The following is a 19205-nucleotide window of genomic DNA, read 5'->3' on the forward strand; positions in this document are numbered from 1 at the left end:
CTGAACCGGCCCGCTCAACACGCTGCCGCCCGGTTCAGCCAGCGCCGACGGCCGCGCCGAGCGCCGCGAGCAGTTCCACCACGCCGGCCGGGCCCGCGACCACCAGGTCCGCCCGGTCGGCGAGCTCGCGCACCGGCGCGTCCCCCACCGCGCCGCTGCACACCAGCAGCCCCGCCACCCCCTCGCCGCGCAGCTTCTCCACCGCAGCGAAGGCCGCCACGTCCCCCAGGTCGTCCCCCGCGTACAGCACCGAGCCGGCCCCGCGCTCGCGCAGGAAGCCGGTCAACGCCGCGCCCTTGTCCACCCCCGGCGGCCGCAGCTCCAGCACCAGCCGCCCGGGCTCCACCACCAGCCCGTGCCCGGCCGCCAGCTCGCCGACCGGCGCCCGCAGCAGCTCCAGCGCCTCCTCGGGCGCCGCCGTGCGCCGGGTGTGCACCGCCAGCGAGCGCCCCTTGTCCTCCAGCCACGTCCCCTCGGGCGCCCCCGCCGCCGCCAGCAGGCCCGGCAGCGCCGCCCGCGCCCCGGCCACCCCGGGGTGCACCGGCGGCGCGGTCACCTCGCCGCCCTCCCAGCGCTCGGCGCCGTAGTGCCCCAGCACCACGACCCCGGGCAGCCCGTCCAGGCCGCCGTACTCCGCCGCCAGCGCGGCCGGCCGCCCGGTCACCACCACCACGGCCCGCACCGCCGGCACCAGCGCCCGCAGCGCGGCCGCCGCCCCCGGATGCGCCCGCGCCCGATCAGGATCCGCCACGATCGGCGCCAGCGTCCCGTCGAAGTCCAGCGCGATCACCGCCTCGCCCGGCGCCGCCAGGATCGCCCGCAGCCCGTCCCGCCCGGCAGCCGTGACCGGCACCCACTTCTCGTCAAAGCCCATGCCCGAGCCCTACCCCGCGGCCCCCTCCCGCTACCGCGCGGACCGCCGGGCCTCCCGGATCCGGCGCAGCCGGTTCACCAGCACCGGGGCGTGCGCCAGTGCCTCCGGCCGGTCCAGCAGCGCGTTCAGCAGCTGGTAGTACCGGGTGGAGGAGAGCCCCAGCTCCTCCCGGATCGCCCGCTCCTTGGCCCCGGCCGTCCGCCACTGCCGCCCCTCCAGGGCCAGCACCGCCAGGTCCCGCTCACTCAGCTCACCCACCAGGACACCTCCGCCATCACTACGGAGTGTCATTCTCCCGCGTGAGCCGGACACACTGTGCGCCCTCCGGCGCCCGGCCGCCCCGGCTAGCGTCGGCGGTATGACCACGCCCAGCTTCGCCGTGCACATCCCCACCGCCGACCTCGAACCCGACCCGCTCGACCCGGCCCAGATCGTCTCCGGCACCCCGGAGGTCTCCGGCCTGGTCCTCTCCGAGTCCCCCGACGGCCGCCAGCTGCGCGGCATCTGGCAGATCACCCCGGGCGTGGTCACCGACGTGGAGGCCGACGAGCTGTTCGTGGTGCTCAGCGGTCGGGCGACCATCGAGGTCGAGGGCGGCCCGACCCTGGAGGTCGGCCCGGGCGACTGCGCCGTGCTGCGCGAGGGCGACCGGACCACCTGGACGGTCCACGAGACGCTCCGCAAGGCCTACGCCATCACGCTCCCCTGACGAGCCCGCCCCTGACGCCCCCGCCCCTGAAGAGCGCCCCGGCCCGGGTTCACCTGCGGACCCGGGCCGCCTCCTTGACCGCCGCGTCCTGCAGCCCGGCGAGCGCCTGCTTCGGGTCCCCGGTGACGGCCTGCCCGATCCCGGCCTTGATCCGGTTGCTGACGTCGCCCCAGGCCGGGTCCCCGAACGGGTAGAAGCTGGCGTTGGTCAGCCCGACCGCGAACTGCTTGAGATCCTCGTGCTTCGGGTCGGACGTCATCTGGTTGAACGCGTCCTGGGTGACCGGCAGCAGGTTGTACTGCTCGTCGAACTTCAGCTGGAACTCGCGGGAGTAGGCGAAGGACAGGAACTTCTTGATCTCGTTCTTGTGCCCGTTGGCCTTGAACGCCATCATCCAGTCCGCGACGCCGAGGCTGCCGGTCTTGCCCACGCCGTCCTTCTTGGGGATCGGCGCCGTCCCGAAGTCGATCTTCCCGGCGGTGGCCATCCGCAGCAGCGTCGGGTGCCCGTTCAGCATCGCGACCTTCCCGGCCGCGAAGTCCTGGAAGACCGGGGTGCGGTTCATCTTGCCCGGGTCCGGATAGGTCAGCCCGGTGGCCACCAGGTTGTTCTTCAGCCAGCTGAAGGTGGCCTGGTTCTGGGTGCTGTCGATGGTGTAGTTGCCGACGTCGTCGGAGAGGCTGCCGCCGCCGCTCAGCGTCCACAGCATGGACTCGGCCGGTGCCTCCTCCGGCCCGAGCGGCAGCCCGTACGGGGTCACGCCCGGCACCTTGGCCTTGATCTTCTCGGCGTCCTGGCGCAGTTCGTTCCAGGTGGCCGGCGGCTGGGTGATGCCGGCCTGGCGGAAGACGGCCTTGTTGTAGAAGAGCACCCGGGAGGAGGAGACGAACGGGATGCCGTACTGGGTGCCGAGCACCTGCCCGGCGTGCGCGAAGGTGTCCAGGAAGTTGGCCTGGGTGTCCATCGAGAGCACGTCGGCGGCCGGGTACAGCCGGTCCGCCGCGACCTGGTCGGCGAAGCCGCCGGTCTGCAGCAGGTCGGGGGACTTGCCGGCCGCGATCATGTCGTCGACCTTCTTGCCGATGTCGGTCCAGCTGTCCACCTCGACGTCGACCTTGATGCCGGGGTTGGCGGCTTCGAAGCCGTGCGCGATCTCGTCCCAGTAGAGCTTGGAGCTGGTGTCGGCGCTCTCCCCGTAGTCGGCGGCGACCAGCTTGAGGGTGACCGGCCCGTCGTTCTGCCCGCCGCAGGCGCTGACGGCGGTGAGTACCAGTGCTCCGGCCAGCGCGGTGCCGAGGACGCGGGTGGGAACGTGGGCGCGCCTGTTCAACGCGGGTACCGCCTTCAGGGGAGAACTGCGACCGGACGGGGGAATCCGGGAGGGGGGAGGCGCAACACTGCCAAACCCACCGGGCGGTGGTCCACACCACTGTGCCGAGCCCGCTGAGTAGTTATCGAAGTGCGGACGTCATTGCACGATGCGCAACAGAAGGTGAACGGAAGGCGCCCGACGCAAAGCCGCTCACACCGACCCCATCTGCGACAAAGCTCACCTACTTTGGACCAGACCAATCCGACAACTGGACTAGACCTCTTCTACCCGACCAAGGGAAACTGTCCTCCGTGAAGCACGTCATCGCACTCGATGTAGGCGGCACCGGCATGAAGGCCGCGCTGCTCGCCCAGGACGGCTCCGTGCTGTTCGAAGCACGCCGACCGACCGGGCGGGAGCACGGCACGGACGCCGTGGTCGCCGCCATCCTCGACTTCGCCGCCGACCTGGCGGACGAGGGCCGGGGCCGCTTCGGCGTCGCCCCGCTCGCGGCCGGCGTCGCCGTCCCGGGCACGATCGACGAGAGGAACGGCATCGCGGTCTACTCGGCCAACCTCGGCTGGCGGGACCTCCCGCTGCGCAAGCTGCTGGGCGAGCGCCTGGCCGGGCCCGACGGAGCCGCCATCCCCGTCGCACTCGGCCACGACGTGCGCTCGGGCGGCCTGGCCGAGGGCCGACTCGGCGCCGGCCGGGGCGTCGACCGCTTCCTGTTCATCGCGCTGGGCACCGGCATCGCCGGTGCCATCGGCATCGGCGGCCGGATCGAGGCCGGCGCGCACGGCTACGGCGGCGAGATCGGCCACGTCGTGGTCCGCCCGGGCGGACCGCAGTGCGGCTGCGGCGCCCGCGGCTGTCTGGAGACGCTCGCCTCCGCCTCCGCCGTGTCCCGCGCCTGGGCCGCGGCCAGCGGCGACCCCGACGCCGACGCGGCATCCTGCGCCGCCGCGGTGGACGCCGGGGACGACCGCGCGCTCGCGGTCTGGCAGGGCGCCGTCGACGCCCTCGCCGACGGGATCGTGCTCGCCCAGAGCCTGCTCGACCCGTCCACGGTGATCGTCGGCGGCGGGCTGGCCGAGGCCGGTGACACGCTCTTCGGCCCGCTGCGCACGGCGGTCACCGAGCGCCTGACCTTCCAGATGCCCCCGAAGGTCGTACCCGCCATGCTCAAAGACACCGCCGCGTCCCTGGGCGCGGGCCTGCTCGCCTGGGATCTGCTCTCCATGGAGGTGACCGCGTGACCACCGCGGACCGTGACCGTACCGCACTGGCCGGCGCCCGGCTGGTCCTGCCCGGCGGCGTCGTCGAGGGCGGCCGCCTGGCCGTCGAGGGCGACCGGATCGCCGGCCTCGGAGGCGAGAGCGGGCCCGGCGACCTCGACCTGACCGGGTACACCGTCGTGCCCGGCTTCGTCGACCTGCACGTGCACGGCGGCGGCGGCGCCTCCTACGCCTCCGGCATCGCCGAGGAGGCCCTGCTCGCCGCCCGTACGCACCTGGAGCACGGCACCACCACCACGGTCGCGTCCACCGTCACCGGGGAGATCGACGAGGTCGCCCGCCAGGCGTCCGTGCTGTCCGAGCTGGTCGAGGACGGCGTGCTGGCCGGCATCCACTTCGAGGGCCCGTTCATCTCCCACAACCGCTGCGGCGCCCACCGGCCCGACCTGCTGCGTGACCCGGACCCGGCGCTGGTGCGCAAGCTGGTCGACGCGGCCCGCGGCCACGCGAAGATGGTCACCCTGGCCCCCGAACTGCCCGGCGGCCTGGACTCGGTGCGGATGCTCGCCGACCTCGGCGTGATCGCCGCCGTCGGCCACACCGACTCCGACTACGCCACCACGCTGGAGGCGATCGACGCCGGCGCGAGCGTCGCCACCCATCTCTTCAACGCCATGCCGGGCATCGCCCACCGCGCCCCGGGCCCGATCGTGGCGCTGCTGGAGGACGAGCGGGTCACCGTCGAGCTGATCAACGACGGCGTGCACCTGCACCCGTCCGTGCTCGACCTCGCCTACGGCACCGCCGGGGCGTCCCGGGTCGCCCTGATCACCGACGCGATGGGCGCGGCCGGCATGGGCGACGGCCTCTACCCGCTCGGCCCGCTCCAGGTCGAGGTCAAGGACGGCGTCGCCCGGCTGGTCGAGGGCGGCGCCATCGCCGGCTCCACGCTCACCCTGGACGTCGCCTTCAAGCGCTCGCTCACCGTCAACGGCCTGACGCTGAACCAGACCGTCGAGTCGCTGTCCGCCACCCCGGCCCGCCTGCTGGGCCTCGCCGACTCGATCGGCTCGCTGGAGACGGGCAAGCTGGCCGACCTGGTCGTGCTCGACTCCGAGGGCTACGACCTGGTCGCCGTCATGCGCCGCGGCCGCTGGGTCCTCGGCGGCGAGCGCTTCGACGTGGTCAAGCCCGCCTGACGGAGCGCCGGAACGCCGACGGCCGCCCTTCCCCCACGGGGACGGGCGGCCGTCTCGCGTTCCGGCTCAGCCGCTCAACCGGTCAGCTGCTCAACCGGTCAGCCGGTCGCATTCGGTTCGAGGGTGATCTGGTCGATCAGGATCGACCCGGAGGGCACGGTGAAGGTGATGCTGTTCGTCCCGGCCTGGAGCTGCGGGAGTATCCAGGTGTTGAACCAGGAGGACGCCGGGTCCTTGCCGGGCACGTAGTTCTTGAAGAGCAGCCCGCTCGGCCAGTCCTTGCCGTTCACCGAGGCGGCGCCCTTCAGGTCCCCGCCGGTGTTGTTGTAGTGCACGTTCAGCTTGTAGGTGCCGGCCGCGGCGACCTCGCCGTTCCAGGTCACCGAGCCGCCCGGCTGGAGCGTCAGGTAGCTGCCGTCGGCGGACTTGGTGCCCTTGACGCCGTTGCCGGACGGCGCGTTCTGGGCCTGGAGCTGGCCCGAGTCCACGGTCAACGGGCCGGCCGGGGCGGTGGTGCTCGCCGAGGCCGAGGCGGTCGGGGACGAACTGCCGGTCGCCGGGGTGCTGGGGGGAGCCGCGGCGGTGGTCTGGGCGCCGCCCTTGGCGGTCTTGTCGCCCTCCGGGTCGCCCTTGGAGAGCGCGATCCCGGCGCCGATCGCTATGGCCGCGACCACCGCGACCGCGCCGATCACCGCGCCCTTGCTCCGGCCGCTGCTCGACCGGTCCTCCCCCGGCTGCGGCCGGGAGTGCTCGGCGTAACGGGTCTGCTGGGTGGGCGCGGTGCCGTGCTCGGGCTGCTGTTGCTGCGGCGGGTACGGCTGCTGGCCGCCGGGGTAGCCCTGCTGCGGCCCCGCCTGCTGGCCGTACTGGGGCTGCTGCGGCCGCGGCTGGTAGGGCTGCTGCCCGTACTGGGCCCGGCCGACCTCCATCGGACGGCTGTACGACGTCCGGGGCACGCCCTGCTGTGGCTCGGCCGGCTGCCCGGAGGCACCCTCCGCCGGGCGGTAGAGGTAGCCGAACGGGTCGTCGTCCTGCGGGGCACCGCCCTCGGGCGCTCCGTTGTTGCCGGCGGTCGTCACGGTGGTCAACTCCCCCATCCGGTTCGCGCCGCCGGGATGCGGGCCGCCGGCGCAGATCATGGACGCTGTCGTACCCGGGAACCCTACCTGTCCTTTGTGACAGCCGGAAAAGAGCCCTTGACAACCCGTGGGTAACCAGGACCGGCGGGCTCAGCCCGCCCGTCGGTGCGAGCGCTCGCCCCGCGCGCCGCGCACCGCGCCGCCCCGGGCCCGCTTCTCGTCGTACATCCGCTCGTCCGCGGTGTGCAGCACCTCCTCGATGCTCATCCCGCAGCCCGCCCAGCCGACGCCGAGGCTCACCCCCACCCGCATCGCCCGGCCGTCGATCCGCATCGGCGGGATGATGGCGCCCCGCAGCCGGTGGGCCAGGTCCTTGGCCTCCTCGCGGCCGATCCCGTCGGCCAGCACGACGAACTCGTCGCCGCCGAGCCGGGCCACCGTGTCGCCGTCCCGGACGGCCTGGCTCAGCCGCCGGGCGACCTCGACCAGCACCGCGTCGCCCGCGTTGTGGCCGAACCGGTCGTTGATCGACTTGAAGCCGTCCAGGTCGCAGAAGAGCACCGCGAGCCCCTTGTCCAGCGACGCCGCGACGCCGGAGCGGAACGGTGCGGACCACGCCTCGCCGCCCGGGCCCTGGTCGGCCGGGACCACCGCGTGCACGTGCTCCCCGTAGCCCGGGGCGAGGCCGTACGGCGGGCCGCCCTCGGGCGTCCCGTAGCCGTGCACCGGCCCGCCGTACGGGTCCGCGCCCTCCAGCCGGTCGTACGCGGCGTGCGCGCTGTAGGAGTCGGCCGGGTAGCCGTACGGCGCCGGGTAGGCCGGCTCGCCCGGCCCGGCGGGGGCCCCGACGGTCTGCGGCTCGGCGCAGAGCCGGCGACCCAGCCGGGCCTTCAGTTCGGCGCCGTTCGGCAGGCCGGTGAGCGCGTCGTGGCTGGCCCGGTGGGCGAGCTGGAACTCGTGCCGCTTGCGGTCCTCGATGTCCTCGACGTGGGTGAGCAGGAAGCTCGGGCCCTCGGCCGCGTCCGCCACGATCGAGTTGCGCAGGCACACCCACTGGTAGCCGCCGTCCCGCCGGGACAGCCGCAGTTCCGCCCGGCCGCTCTCGGCGCTGGTGCGCTCCAGCAGCGCCCGGTCCTCCGGGTGCACGAGGTCGGCGAAGCTCTGCTGGCGCAGCACCGCGCGAGGGCGGCCGAGCAGGCGACAGAGCGCGTCGTTGACCCTGGTCAACTGGCCGCGCCCGGCGCCGTGCAGTTCGGTGATGGCCATCCCGCTGGGCGCGTACTCGAAGGCCTGACGGAAGCTCTCCTCGCTGGCCCGCAGGGCCTGCTGCTCCTTCTCCAGGCGGGCCAGCGCGCGCTGCATCTCGGCCCGCAGCCGGGCGTTGCCGATCGCGATGGAGGCCTGCAGCGAGAACATCTCCAGCGCCTCGCGGGTCCACGCCCCGGGCCGCTTGCCGCTGCGCGGGCGGTCCACCGAGAGGACGCCGAGCAGGTCGCCGCCGGCGCTGTACATCGGGGCGAGCAGCCCGTCGGCGGGGTGCCAGTCGTTGGCGTAGACGGGCAGCGGGCCGTCCCCGATCCAGCGCGGGATGTCGCTGGCGACGGCCCAGCCGCGGTCGTACGGCAGGAAGCGCAGGGTGCCCCAGTGGTCGCTGACGCCGAGCAGCCGGTCCCAGGACTCCCGGGAGCCGACCTGGCCGAGCAGGACGGAGGGGCCGCCCATGGTGCTCTCCTCCAGCTCCCAGACGGCCGCGACCACGAGGTCCCCGTCCGGGCGGACCAGGCTGACCGCGGCGGCGTCGAAGCCGAGCCCGTGCACCGCACCCTCGACGACGGCCTGCAGCGTGCCCGCCAGGCTGCGGGCAGCGTTGAGGTCCGCCACGACCCGGTGCAAGGTGCGGAGGGTCGCGAGACGGACGTACGGCTCCGACTCGGCTTCCATGCGGGGGCTCCCCGGCTGCTTCGGATAGTTCTTGATTGGTTATCGTCCGATTGCCAGAAGAACTGAATCACAGGGAGCACAGCGTTCGGCACGCTCGGTCAGCAATAGGCCATCACTTGTGACTTAAATCACACGACACTAATGCACCCTTAATCAGCTCATCCGCCCCATAGCGGGACATAGAGCGCTATCGGAATATTTCCTTTGGTCGACCGCATTGGCCTCACGCTGAAGCCCGCTGCCGCCTGGCAGGCCCCTTGCTTCACTCCTGAGGGTGAGTCCCGAACCCGGCCGCAACCCCGCCCCGTGCGCCGCTGGTCCTACGACCTCGGCCCGATGCCGATTCCGGCGGCCGCCGACTACCGTGCGGTACGTGTACTCGTCCCCGCAGCCCGAAGCTGCCTCCCACGCCACGCCCGACGAGTTCCGGGCGGCACTCTCCCAGCTCGCCTCCGGCGTGAGCCTGGTGACCGTCCACGACCCGGAGGACGGCGAGGACGTCGGCATGACCGCCACGTCCTTCCTGTCCGTGTCGCTGGAGCCGCCGCTGGTCCTGATCTCGGTCCGCGAGGACTCCCGGATGGACGAGGTGCTCTCCCGCACCGACACCTGGGCGGTCTCGCTGCTCACCGAGGGGCAGAAGGCGCTCGGCTCCCGCTTCGCCATGAAGGGCCGGCTCAGCGACCGGCTGCTGTTCGCGGACACCCCGCACCACCGCGGCCCGCGCTCCGGCGCCCCGCTGATCGACGGCGCGCTCGCCACCGTCGAGTGCCGCACCGAGCAGCGGATACCGGCGGGCGACCACACCCTGCTGCTCGGCCGCGTCCTGGAGGCCGCGGTGCCCAGCCCGGCCGGCCGGCCGCTGCTCTACTTCCGCGGCGGCTACCGCACCCTCGGCTGAGCCGCCCCGGCTACTCGCCGCCCCGCGGCGACTGCCGTCCCTGCTTCAGCTCGGAGCGGCGCCGCTTGTTGGACAGCCGGCGCTCGACCATCCCCCGGCTCGGCCTGGTCGCCCGGCGGGACTTCGGCGGCGGCGCGCACGCCTCGGTCAGCACCGCCGACAGCCGGGCCGCGGCCGCCTCCCGGTTGCGCCACTGCGAGCGGAACTCCGAGGCCTGGATCACCAGCACCCGGCCGTCCACCAGCCGCCCGGCCAGCCGCTCCAGCGCGCGCTCGCGCCACACCTCGGGCAGCGCCTTGGACGCCGCCAGGTCGTAGCGCAGCTCGACCTTGCTGTCGGAGGTGTTGACGTGCTGGCCACCTGGACCGGAGGAACGCGAGAAGCGCCAGACGAGCTCGGCGTCGGGGACGACCACCGACCCCCGTACGCGGATGGGCTCGGGCATGCGTCCATCATCCCGCGCCCACACCGCCCGGTCACCCGGTTATCCGCGACGGCCGACGGCCCGGTTCCGCACCACCGCCCGCAGCCCGGACAATGGCGTACGTGATCGAGCTCGGCTACTCCCTCTCCAACCGCTTCCCCGACCCCCCGCAGACGGACTACCGCTCCGCCCCGGTGCGGTCCCTGCGGTACGACCTGTTCTGCGGCGACGTCTACCTGGACGCCGAGGGCGCCGAGCTGTCCACCGGCTGGGGGTGGGTGCCGGTGCTCGACTTCGCCTGGGCGCTGTGCGACATCGTCGAGGAACTGGACCGCGACCCGGACGGCGGCCGGGCCGCCCGGGTGCAGACCGCCGACCTCGACTTCACCCAGAACACCGAGCTGCTGCGGTTCGCCCGCCGCTTCAACTGGGTCGAGATCACCTCGACCTGGCTGCCGGACGAGCCGCCCGCCGTGGTCCGCCACGGCGAGCTGCGGCGCGAGGCCCGGGACTTCCTCCAGGACACCCTCGCCGACCTCTTCGATATGCACCCCGAGCTGGCCGACAATCCGAACATCTGGTCGCTACAGGGCCGGTTCCCCCGGATCTGACCAGGGCATTGTCAGACCTTTGCCAGCGGATTGGCATCCACGAAGAATTCACGGACTTCGCGGAACCAACCCACCGGAGTATGGCGTTGTCCCGGAAAAAGCGAACGAAAGGACTTCAATCGCCATGCCAGTGAGCCTCTCCAAGGGTGGCAACGTCTCGCTGACCAAGGAGGCCCCGGGCCTGTCCGCGGTCAGTGTCGGCCTGGGCTGGGACGTCCGGACCACGACCGGCACCGAATTCGACCTCGACGCCAGCGCGATCGTCCTGAACGCGGACGGCAAGGTGCTCTCCAACGGGCACTTCGTCTTCTTCAACAACACCAGCAGCCCGGACAACACCGTCGTGCACACCGGTGACAACCGCACCGGCGAGGGCGCCGGCGACGACGAGTCGCTCAACGTCAACCTGGCCGGCCTGCCGGCCGAGGCCGTCAAGATCACCTTCCCCGTCACCATCTACGACGGGGTCGCCCGCGGCCAGAGCTTCGGCCAGGTCCGCAACGCGTACATCCGCGTGGTGAACGCCGCCGGCGGCGCCGAGATCGCCCGCTACGACCTCTCCGAGGACGCCGCCACCGAGACCGCCATGATCTTCGGCGAGCTCTACCGCAACGGCGGCGAGTGGAAGTTCCGCGCCGTCGGCCAGGGCTACGCCTCCGGCCTGGCGGGCATCGCCCAGGACTTCGGCGTCCAGCTCTGACACCCCGCCGGGCCCCTCCCGGCCCGGCGCACCGCCGGAACGAAAGCGGCGCGGGACATCGGTCACACCGATGTCCCGCGCCGCTTTCGCGTATCCGGACCTAACGCGAGGCGCGCAGCTCCGGCAGCTGAATCAGCTCGGTCTCGTCCTCCGGGGTCAGGTCCACCACCGCGGGCGCGCCCGGCGCAGGCTCGGCCGCCGGCTGCGACGCCTGCGAGCCGGCCACGGCCTCCTGCACCTCACGAGCCTCCTGGGCCTCCTGCGCCTCGGCCTTCGCCTGCGCGGCCACCGCCTCGTCGCCCACCACGTCGGCCAGGTCCGTGCGCTCGCCCAGTTCGGCGACGCTGCCCACCGCGGGCGCCGGGGCCGCCGCCCGCACGGCCGCGCCCGCACCACGGCCGAAGAAGCTGAAGCCCGGCCCGCGCACCGCCCCGGGCTGCGCCGACCGCGGCCGCTGCCGCTCCACCGGCGCGGGCGCCGCGACCGGAGCGGACGGCGTCCCGCCGAGCTGCCCGACCGTGGCGGTCAGCGCCGGGCGCACCGGCGCGGGCCGCACCGACGCCTGTGCCTGTGCCTGTGCCTGTGCCTGTGCCTGTGCCTGTGCCACCGGAGCCTGCTCCGGAGTCGGCACCGCGGGAGCCACCGGCGCCGGCACCGAGGGCGCCACCACGGCAGGCACGGGCGCCGGGGCCGCAGCGGCCGGCGCCGTACGCGCCCGCAGCGCGACCGCCGAGCCCGCCGTCCGCTCCCGCCGCGCCTCCTGCTCCGCCGCCCGCCGCTCCAGCACCCGCAGCACGGACGCGGCACGGACGAACGCGGCCGGGCTGGCCGGGTACTTGGGGCGGCTCGCGGCGAGCGCCCGCTGGGCCGCCTCGGCCTCCTTGAGCGCCTGCTCGGCCACCGTCACGGCCCGCTCCCGCAGCAGCCGGGCGATCTCGGTCTCGGCCTTCGCCAGCCGCGACTTCTCCGCCGTCAGCCGCCGCCCGAACCGGGTGGCCCGCTCCTCGGCGACCTCAGCCGCGTACTCGGCCTCCGCCAGCTGCTCCTCGAACCGCTCCTCGGCCCGCAGCCGCTGCGCCGCGGCCATCTCGGCGGCCGCCCGGGCCGCCTTGTCCCGCTGCCGCAGCAGCAGCGCGAAGCCGAGCGTCGCGACGACCGCCGCGACACCCACCGAACGCACCAGGACGGCGTCCTGACTGAAGAGCAGGGCGGCCAGCGCAGCGACGAGCAGCACGCCGGCGGCGGTGGGGGGGAAGATCCGGCCGAGGACGGAGGAATGACGGTGGCGTCCGCGAGACATGCCAAGAAACTAGCGTGCGAATTGGGGCCGTGTCAGCCCAGGGTCCTCTTCCGCCCTTGACAGTGCGCAAGTTTTACCGCACGTGCCCGGCGTTTCACTCAAGATCACGAAAAAGGACCTGCTCAACGGGGCGAGGGCGCCGGGCCGCTCGGATCGTCGTGGTTCTCCGGCAGCTTGCACACGTGCTGCAACCAGAGCGCCGCCGCGATCACCGCGGCCCCCGCCAGCACCGCGAGCCCGGCCGTGACGGCCTGGTCCTTGCGCGCCGACACGTCCAGCTCGCCCAGCAGGAAGATCCCCGCGCCCGCGTAGACGCCGGTGACCACCGCCGAGACCAGCGCGCTGGCCTGCCCCAGCACCACCGCCCGGGCCGCCAGCAGCGGGTCGACGCCCTTCGCGCCGGGCTGCCGCTCGCGCACCGCCTTCAGCCGGGACCGCAGCGAGAGGGCGGTCGCCAACAGGACCACCGCCACCGCCGCCAGCACCACCGGCGCCGCGACCGGCACGGCCGGCAGCGTGTCCAGGGAGGCCCAGAGCTTGGCACCGGCCCAGGACAGCGCCGTGGTAGCAGCGGTGATGCCGACCAGCAGGCGGAGGCGAAGCAGCTTCACTCGGAGGAGGTCCTTCCCGGGGTTACCAGAGCCGGCCGTCGCCCGGTGGCCCGGCACGGCGGCGCCAGGCCACCGTACCGGGCCCGACCGGGCGGGCACCCGCGCGAACGGCGGACACCTACTCGTACGGCCGGGCACCCCGGTCGAGTTCCCCGGCCGCCCTCACCGGGCCGCCGGGCCGCGGCCGGTCACTCCGGCAGCGTCAGCCGGATGTCGTCCCGCCGCCGGACGCCCTGCGCGCCCGGGCCGCCGAGCGCGTCCAGCAGTGCGCCGACCTGCCCGTGGCCGGGCACCTCGGCCTCCGGCTGGGCGTCCAGCCAGGGGGCGAGCACGAAGGCCCGCTCGTGCGAGCGCGGGTGCGGCAGCAGCAGCTGCGGGTCGTCGCTGAGCACGCCCTCGTAGGCCAGGATGTCGACGTCCAGGGTCCGGGGACCCCAGTGCACCGTCCGGACCCGCCCGAACGCGTCCTCGATCGCGTTGCCGCGCTCCAGCAGGTCGCGCGGCGGCAGCGAGGTGCGCAGCACGACGACCGCGTTGTAGTAGTTGGGCTGTTCGTCCGGGCCGCCGACGGCCTCGGTCTCGTAGACCGCGGAGACGGCCTTGATCTTGAGCCCGGGGGTGTCGGCGAGCGCGTCGACGGCGCCCTGGAGGGTGTCCAGGCGGTTGCCCAGGTTGCTGCCGAGTGCGATCACCGCGCAGTGCTGGCTGTGCAGTGTGGTGTCGGCGGAGTCCACCCGGCTCTCCAGGTCGAACGTGGTCGGCGAGGCGGTCGGGTCGCTGGTGCTCATCGAGATCCCTCTGCAACTGGAACGGGGCGCACGGCGGCGGTCATGCGCGGCCCCGGTGAATGGTCACGGTCACGTCGTCGAACGGCACGGTGATCGGGGCGTCGGGCTTGTGCACGGTCACCTCGACCTCCTCGACCGCTTCGTGCTTCAGGCACTGGTCGGCGATGCGCTGGGCCAGGGTCTCGATCAGGTCGACCGGCTCCCCGGCGATGATCGCGGTGACCTCCTCGGCCACGAGGCCGTAGTGCGCCGTGCGGGTGAGGTCGTCGCCGGACGCGGCGGGGCGGGTGTCCAGGTACAGCACGAGGTCGACCACGAAGGTCTGGCCCTCGATGCGCTCGCGCTCGAAGACGCCGTGGTTGCCCCGGGCACGCAGCCCCCGCAGGGTGACGCGGTCCAGCAAACGAATCACTGCTCCCAGTCGGACGGGCCCCACCCGGAGAATGGCATGGACGGGCGGGGCGAAGGCGGGCAGCACACCCGCCACTCCGTTTCGAATCTACCCGCGGGCGCTGACAACGTCTGACCGTCCTACCCGGCACGAACCGTCGCCACGCGCACCGGAATGGCGATTGACGTGAACGTTCGGTGACCACTCGGGAATTCCCGGGCGACCTCCCGGCGGCGTTTTCCGAAGGCCGCCCGAATCAGTCCTCGTCCTCGTCGTCGCCGCTGGTCAGAACGGGTGAACCGTGGTGCGACCAGAGCTTCCACCCGCCCGGGGTACGGCGGAACAGATTCGTGGATACGACCTTTCCGCCGACCAGCGGACCGAGTTCCCCCTCCTCCTCCGCCTCGCCGCCGGAGAGGATGTTCTCGGTGCACGTGACAAGGGCCACATCTCCGTGGACCTCGGCCTCGACATCGGTCAGGAAGAACTGGATGTACTCCGTGTTCATCATGATCAGCATGTACGAGCGGGTCACCTGCGCCCGCCCGCGCAGCACCGGCCAGCCGGGGTGCACGCACACCACGCCGCCCTTGTCGTCCGCGTCCGCGGCCCCCAGCCAGGCGTCCTCGACCGCCTCCAGGTCCCCCTCCTCCAGTGCCTGGTAGAGCGCCTGGTTCGCCGCGAGCACCGCCTCCAGGTCCGCCTCGCGGGCCTGGCCGGCCGTTCCGCCGCTCAGCCTGCCGTCACCTGTCACAGACCCTCCCTCACCCCTTGCCGGGCCGCGTGCTGCCAGGCCGCGACCACCCGGACGGCGTCCGCCGTGCCGGACACGTCGTGCACCCGCACCGCCCAGGCGCCGGCCTGGGCCGACAGCACCGACACCGCGGCGGTCGCGTCGTCGCGCTCCCGGGCCGGGCGCAGCGCCCCGGATTGCGGGTCGGCCAGCAGCGTACCCAGGAACCGCTTGCGCGATGCGGCGACGAGGACGGGACGGCCGAGCGCGGTGAGCGCGTCCAGCCGGCCGAGCAGCGCCCAGTTGTGCTCGGGGGTCTTGGCGAAGCCGAGCCCCGGGTCGAGGATCAGCTGGTCCTCCTTGACCCCGGCCGCCAGCAGCGCGTCCACCCGGACGGCCAGCTCGGCGACGACGTCCGCCACCACGTCCCGGTAGACCGCCAGCCGCTCCATGTCCGCGGACTGGCCGCGCCAGTGCATCACCACGAAGGGCGCGCCGGTGTCGGCGACCACCTGTGCCATCGCCGGGTCGGCGAGCCCGCCGGAGACGTCGTTGACGAGCGCGGCACCGGCCGCCACGGCCTGCTCGGCGACGGAGGCCCGCATGGTGTCGACCGACACCACGACCCCGGCGGCGACGAGCTCGCGCACCACCGGCAGCACCCGGCGCAGCTCCTCCTCCTCGGGCACCCGCTGCGAGCCGGGCCGGGTGGACTCGCCCCCGACGTCCACCAGGTCCGCACCGCGGGCACGCAGGGCGAGCCCGTGCGCGATCGCCTTGGCGGGGTCGTGCCAGAGGCCGCCGTCCGAGAAGGAGTCGGGCGTGACGTTGACCACACCCATCACGGCGCAGCGGTCGAGCCGCGGCAGTCCGGCCGGCAGCGAGAAGGACGGCGAGTTGCTCATGTGCCCATTATCGAACGGGGCCCCCGCCGAGGATTCTCGGCGGGGGCCCCGTTGGTCGCGGCGGTGCCTCAGGCGGCCTCGGTGACGTCGCGGGCGCCCGGGGTGGGCATCAGGCCCTCCCGCTGGCGCCGGCGGCCGAAGCGCGGCATGCCGAGGGTGATGAAGGCCTCGGCCTGCATCGCGGCGAAGCCGATCCGCGGCAGGTCCCGGGTGTTCGGGAAGACCAGGAAGCGCGGTTCCCACTCGGGCTGGAACTTGGCGTTGAACTTGTACAGCGATTCGATCTGGAACCAGCGCGAGAGGAACACCAGCAGTCCGCGCCAGGCCCGCAGCACCGGGCCGGCGCCGATCCGCTCGCCGCGGGCCAGCGCCGAGCGGAACATCGCGAAGTTGAGCGACACCCGGCGCACGCCCATCGCGGGCACGGCCTGGAGGGCGGCGACGATCAGCAGCTCGTTCAGGCCCGGGTCGGCCGCGCGGTCGCGGCGCATCAGCTCCAGCGAGATGCCGTCCGGCCCCCACGGCACGAAGTGCAGCACGGCCTTCAGGTCGTCGCCGCTCTCGCCCTCCTCCGGGGCCTTGTGGGCGGTGACCACCACGCAGTCGTCGTCCAGCGGGTCGCCGAAGCGCCCGAGGGCCATCGAGAAGCCGCGCTCGGTGTCGGTGCCGCGCCAGCGGGCGGCGGCGTCGGCGATCCGCTGCTTCTCCTCCGGGCTGAGGTCGCGGACCCGGCGCACCTGGCAGGAGTAGCCGTTGCGCTCGATCCGCTTGACCATCTGGCGGACGTTGCGCATGGCCCGGCCGGCGAGCGAGAAGGTGGCGGTGTCGACGATCGCCTCGTCGCCCAGCTCCAGCGCGTCCAGGTCCGCCTCGCGGGTCCAGACCTCGCCGCCGACCTCGCTGCAGCCCATCACGGCCGGCACCCAGGCGTGCTCGCGGGCCTCGGCCATGAACACCTTGATCGCGCCCGGCCAGGCCTCGACGTCGCCGACCGGGTCGCCGGAGGCGAGCATCACGCCGGAGACCACCCGGTAGGAGATCGCGGCCTTGCCGGTGGGCGAGAACAGCACGCTCTTGTCGCGGCGCAGCGCGAAGTAGCCGAGCGAGTCGCGCTCGCCGTGCCGGGTGAGCAGTTCGCGGACCTTCTCCTCGTCCTCCGGGGTCAGCTCCGGCTTGGGCTTGCCCGGGCGCAGCGCCAGGTAGGCGGTGGTGAAGGCGGTCAGCAGGCCCAGCCCGCCGAGCAGGTAGGCGACCAGGTCGGACATCCGGACGTTGTTGTACCGGATCGGCCCCTCGAAGCCGAACAGCCCGTACACGACGTGCTGGAGGCGCTCGGGCAGGGCCGGGTAGCCGATCTCGTACTTGGTCCGGGTGCTCACGATCAGCAGGCCGAGCAGCACGCTGACGGCGCCCATCACGATCAGGTTGACCAGCGCCCGCCAGCGGGTGCGCGGGTCGGCCTTGGCGTAGAACTCGCGCTGGTGCACCAGCATCACCACGAAGACCGCCAGCGAGACCACGGCCGGGCCGACCTGGTGCCAGCGCACGATGTGCAGCGCGGCGCCGACCGGCAGCAGCACGCACACCGCCCGCCAGGCCCGCCGCTTGCGCCGGCGCAGCGCGTGCGCGAGCAGCACCAGCAGCAGGCCGACCATCATCGTCCCGACCGCGGCCAGCGAGGTGGTGCCGCCGGGCAGCTGCCCGGTGAAGGTGTGCATCTTGGAGTGCCGGAGCTTGGGGAACACCGCGCTGGCGATGTCGACCAGGCCGATCAGCAGACAGGCGTACCCGACCGCGCGGGGCAGCCAGGCCCTCGGAACGGCCGCCGCCTGGGTGCGAAGCGTCTGCAGGCCGCGTCGACGACGCGGCTGCTCGGGGCTCGGCTCAACGGACACGGGAACGCTCATGGAAGCTCAGCGTAGAGGCTGCGGGACGCCGTCCGGTCACTCCGGGGGAGCACGTGTGATGGACCTTCAATGCCTTTTCCTTCATCAGGCAATGCGCATACCAAGGATCCGGAAACGGTCGGTAAACCGGTGCCGTGGGCGCGCTGCGGTGGAGCCGGGGACGGAGCCGAAGCCCTGCCGCCGCGTGGCGCGGCAGGGTCCTCCGGTACGCCGTACGTACGGTGGACGCCGCATTCTAGGGCGCCGGTTGCCTACGGCTCCCCCCGCCCTCCCAGCTCGCCCGGGCATCCGGACAGCCTAGTCGCGGTGGCCGGAGCTGACGGGCCGCCAGACGATGAGGCGTGCACCGACAGTGTCCCATCGGAAGGCCGACTGCATGGAACTGACCAGCGACGCACTGGTGAACTCGCTGCTCGCACTCGGCGCCGCGGCTCTCGTCACCACCCTGTGGCTCTGGCCGCGGCTGGCGCGCCAGCGCCCGCTGCCCGTCCTCGGCCGGATCGGCCTGCTGACCGTCACTCAAGTCGCGGTCGTGGCCGTGCTGGCGCTGGCGGTGAACAACTCCTTCGGGTTCTACACCTCGTGGGACGACCTGCTCAGCCCCGGCAGCACCAAGCTCGCGCTGACCAGCAACGAGAACCACAAGGGCGGCACCTCGGCCTCGGACACGCCGGTCCAGCCGACCACCGAGGGCGGTCTGGAGACCGTCACCGACCTGCCCAAGGGCCCGCCCGAGGAGACCGGCAAGGTCGAATCGGTCCGGGTCACCGGCAAGGAGACCGGGCTGTCCGACCAGCTGTTCGTCTACCTGCCGCCCGAGTACTTCGACCCGAAGTTCGCCCTGGTCCGCTTCCCCGTCCTGGTCGCCATCTCCGGCTTCCCCGGCACCACGCTCAACCTGATCAAGGAGCTGCCCGTCCTGCGCACCGCGGGCGAGCTGCAGAAGTCCGGCAAGATGCCGCCGACCATCGTGGTCATGGCCCGCCCGACGGTCGCCCCACCGCGTGACACCGAGTGCGTGGACGTCCCCGGCGGCCCGCGCGCCGAGACCTGGTTCACCAAGGACCTGCCGGAGGCGCTCCGCACCGCCTACCGGACCGGCCGCTCGGCCGCCTCCTGGTCCGTCTTCGGCTACTCGACCGGGGGCAGCTGCGCGCTGCGGCTGGCGATGCGCTTCCCGAACGTCTACGGCAGTGGGGTGGGCCTGCACAGCGAGTACAAGGTCAAGGAGGACCAGTTCACCGGCGGCGACCTGTTCGCCGGCGACGCCGCCCTGGCGCAGCAGAGCGACCTCGACTGGCGGCTGACGAACCTCCCGGCCCCCGCCCTCTCGCTGCTGGTGGTCTCCTCCCGCAAGGAGGGCGACTTCGCGCAGACCCTCCAGTTCGTCGGCCACGCCCAGCAGGTCGCCGCGGCCAACCCGCAGTTCAAGGTCGACTCGCTCTACCTGGACGACGGCGGCCACAACTTCGACAGCTGGACCCGTGAGCTGCCGTCCTCGCTGGAGTGGATCGGCGAGCGGCTCGGCTGACGCGGGCGGGTGGCGCGGGCGGGTGGCGCGGGCAGGCGACGGCCGGCCGGT

General features: G+C 73.2%; 20 protein-coding genes. 7 read left to right on the forward strand and 13 right to left on the reverse strand.

The window, feature by feature from the left end; translation table 11 throughout:
* Nucleotides 1-34: 34 nt before the first annotated feature.
* Nucleotides 35-874 carry a trehalose-phosphatase gene (otsB, locus tag A6F73_RS14735; RefSeq protein ID WP_063348232.1) on the reverse strand — a complete coding sequence of 280 codons (840 nt, stop codon included), beginning with the start codon at nt 872-874 and terminating at the stop codon, nt 35-37.
* Nucleotides 875-904: 30 nt separating this feature from the next.
* On the reverse strand, nt 905-1165 hold the full coding sequence (locus tag A6F73_RS14740; RefSeq protein ID WP_063348233.1) for a DUF3263 domain-containing protein: 261 nt from the start codon (nt 1163-1165) through the stop codon (nt 905-907).
* Between the two features lie 67 nt (nt 1166-1232).
* Between A6F73_RS14740 and A6F73_RS14745 the strand changes: the two genes are divergently transcribed.
* Nucleotides 1233-1583 (forward strand): cupin domain-containing protein, encoded by a 351-nt coding sequence (locus A6F73_RS14745; RefSeq protein ID WP_063348234.1) that lies wholly within the window; start codon nt 1233-1235, stop codon nt 1581-1583.
* Nucleotides 1584-1632: 49 nt separating this feature from the next.
* On the opposite strand, the gene A6F73_RS14750 is transcribed toward A6F73_RS14745, so the two are convergent.
* Nucleotides 1633-2913, reverse strand: a complete 1281-nt coding sequence (locus A6F73_RS14750; RefSeq protein WP_063348235.1) for an extracellular solute-binding protein — start codon at nt 2911-2913, stop codon at nt 1633-1635.
* 293 nt (nt 2914-3206) lie between these two features.
* Between A6F73_RS14750 and A6F73_RS14755 the strand changes: the two genes are divergently transcribed.
* Nucleotides 3207-4154 (forward strand): ROK family protein, encoded by a 948-nt coding sequence (locus tag A6F73_RS14755; RefSeq protein WP_063348236.1) that lies wholly within the window; start codon nt 3207-3209, stop codon nt 4152-4154.
* Nucleotides 4151-5332, forward strand: a complete 1182-nt coding sequence (gene nagA, locus A6F73_RS14760) for an N-acetylglucosamine-6-phosphate deacetylase (protein ID WP_063348237.1) — start codon at nt 4151-4153, stop codon at nt 5330-5332. The genes A6F73_RS14755 and nagA overlap by 4 nt, the downstream gene beginning before the upstream one ends.
* A gap of 98 nt (nt 5333-5430) precedes the next feature.
* Here nagA and A6F73_RS14765 read toward each other — a convergent pair whose 3' ends face one another.
* Entirely contained in the window at nt 5431-6471 is a 1041-nt protein-coding gene (locus A6F73_RS14765) for a hypothetical protein (RefSeq protein ID WP_063348238.1), read from the reverse strand.
* 90 nt (nt 6472-6561) lie between these two features.
* A complete protein-coding gene (locus tag A6F73_RS14770) occupies nt 6562-8352 on the reverse strand; it encodes a diguanylate cyclase (protein WP_063348239.1) in 1791 nt (596 codons plus the stop codon).
* Between the two features lie 373 nt (nt 8353-8725).
* Between A6F73_RS14770 and A6F73_RS14775 the strand changes: the two genes are divergently transcribed.
* Nucleotides 8726-9253, forward strand: a complete 528-nt coding sequence (locus A6F73_RS14775) for a flavin reductase family protein (protein ID WP_244293390.1) — start codon at nt 8726-8728, stop codon at nt 9251-9253.
* Nucleotides 9254-9263: 10 nt separating this feature from the next.
* On the opposite strand, the gene arfB is transcribed toward A6F73_RS14775, so the two are convergent.
* A complete protein-coding gene (gene arfB, locus A6F73_RS14780; protein ID WP_063348241.1) occupies nt 9264-9698 on the reverse strand; it encodes an alternative ribosome rescue aminoacyl-tRNA hydrolase ArfB in 435 nt (144 codons plus the stop codon).
* Between the two features lie 101 nt (nt 9699-9799).
* Here arfB and A6F73_RS14785 point away from each other — a divergent pair, with 101 nt between their 5' ends.
* Complete coding sequence (locus tag A6F73_RS14785; protein ID WP_063351208.1) at nt 9800-10288, forward strand: hypothetical protein; 489 nt, start codon at nt 9800-9802, stop codon at nt 10286-10288.
* Nucleotides 10289-10412: 124 nt separating this feature from the next.
* Nucleotides 10413-10988, forward strand: coding sequence for a TerD family protein (locus A6F73_RS14790; protein WP_063348242.1), 576 nt, complete (start codon nt 10413-10415; stop codon nt 10986-10988).
* A 100-nt stretch (nt 10989-11088) separates the two neighbouring features.
* On the opposite strand, the gene A6F73_RS14795 is transcribed toward A6F73_RS14790, so the two are convergent.
* The 7 genes from A6F73_RS14795 to A6F73_RS14825 all read right to left on the reverse strand — a co-directional run bounded on the left by A6F73_RS14795 (nt 11089) and on the right by A6F73_RS14825 (nt 17623).
* Nucleotides 11089-12288 (reverse strand): hypothetical protein, encoded by a 1200-nt coding sequence (locus tag A6F73_RS14795; RefSeq protein WP_159398460.1) that lies wholly within the window; start codon nt 12286-12288, stop codon nt 11089-11091.
* A gap of 122 nt (nt 12289-12410) precedes the next feature.
* A complete protein-coding gene (locus A6F73_RS14800; protein ID WP_063348244.1) occupies nt 12411-12899 on the reverse strand; it encodes a DUF3180 domain-containing protein in 489 nt (162 codons plus the stop codon).
* A gap of 188 nt (nt 12900-13087) precedes the next feature.
* A complete protein-coding gene (folK, locus tag A6F73_RS14805; RefSeq protein WP_063348245.1) occupies nt 13088-13687 on the reverse strand; it encodes a 2-amino-4-hydroxy-6-hydroxymethyldihydropteridine diphosphokinase in 600 nt (199 codons plus the stop codon).
* Nucleotides 13688-13727: 40 nt separating this feature from the next.
* Nucleotides 13728-14087: a dihydroneopterin aldolase gene (gene folB / locus A6F73_RS14810; RefSeq protein ID WP_063351209.1), complete on the reverse strand. Its 360-nt coding sequence runs from the start codon at nt 14085-14087 to the stop codon at nt 13728-13730.
* A 247-nt stretch (nt 14088-14334) separates the two neighbouring features.
* Nucleotides 14335-14832 (reverse strand): nuclear transport factor 2 family protein, encoded by a 498-nt coding sequence (locus A6F73_RS14815; protein WP_063348246.1) that lies wholly within the window; start codon nt 14830-14832, stop codon nt 14335-14337.
* On the reverse strand, nt 14829-15716 hold the full coding sequence (gene folP, locus A6F73_RS14820) for a dihydropteroate synthase (RefSeq protein WP_063348247.1): 888 nt from the start codon (nt 15714-15716) through the stop codon (nt 14829-14831). Before folP ends, A6F73_RS14815 begins: the two co-directional genes overlap by 4 nt.
* 68 nt (nt 15717-15784) lie before the next feature.
* Complete coding sequence (locus tag A6F73_RS14825; RefSeq protein WP_079135693.1) at nt 15785-17623, reverse strand: phosphatidylglycerol lysyltransferase domain-containing protein; 1839 nt, start codon at nt 17621-17623, stop codon at nt 15785-15787.
* 376 nt (nt 17624-17999) lie between these two features.
* Between A6F73_RS14825 and A6F73_RS14830 the strand changes: the two genes are divergently transcribed.
* On the forward strand, nt 18000-19154 hold the full coding sequence (locus A6F73_RS14830) for an alpha/beta hydrolase-fold protein (protein ID WP_063348249.1): 1155 nt from the start codon (nt 18000-18002) through the stop codon (nt 19152-19154).
* The last annotated feature ends 51 nt before the right edge of the window (nt 19155-19205 follow it).

Origin of the sequence: Streptomyces sp. MJM8645 (assembly GCF_001625365.1) — a bacterium.
GTDB lineage: Bacteria > Actinomycetota > Actinomycetes > Streptomycetales > Streptomycetaceae > Kitasatospora.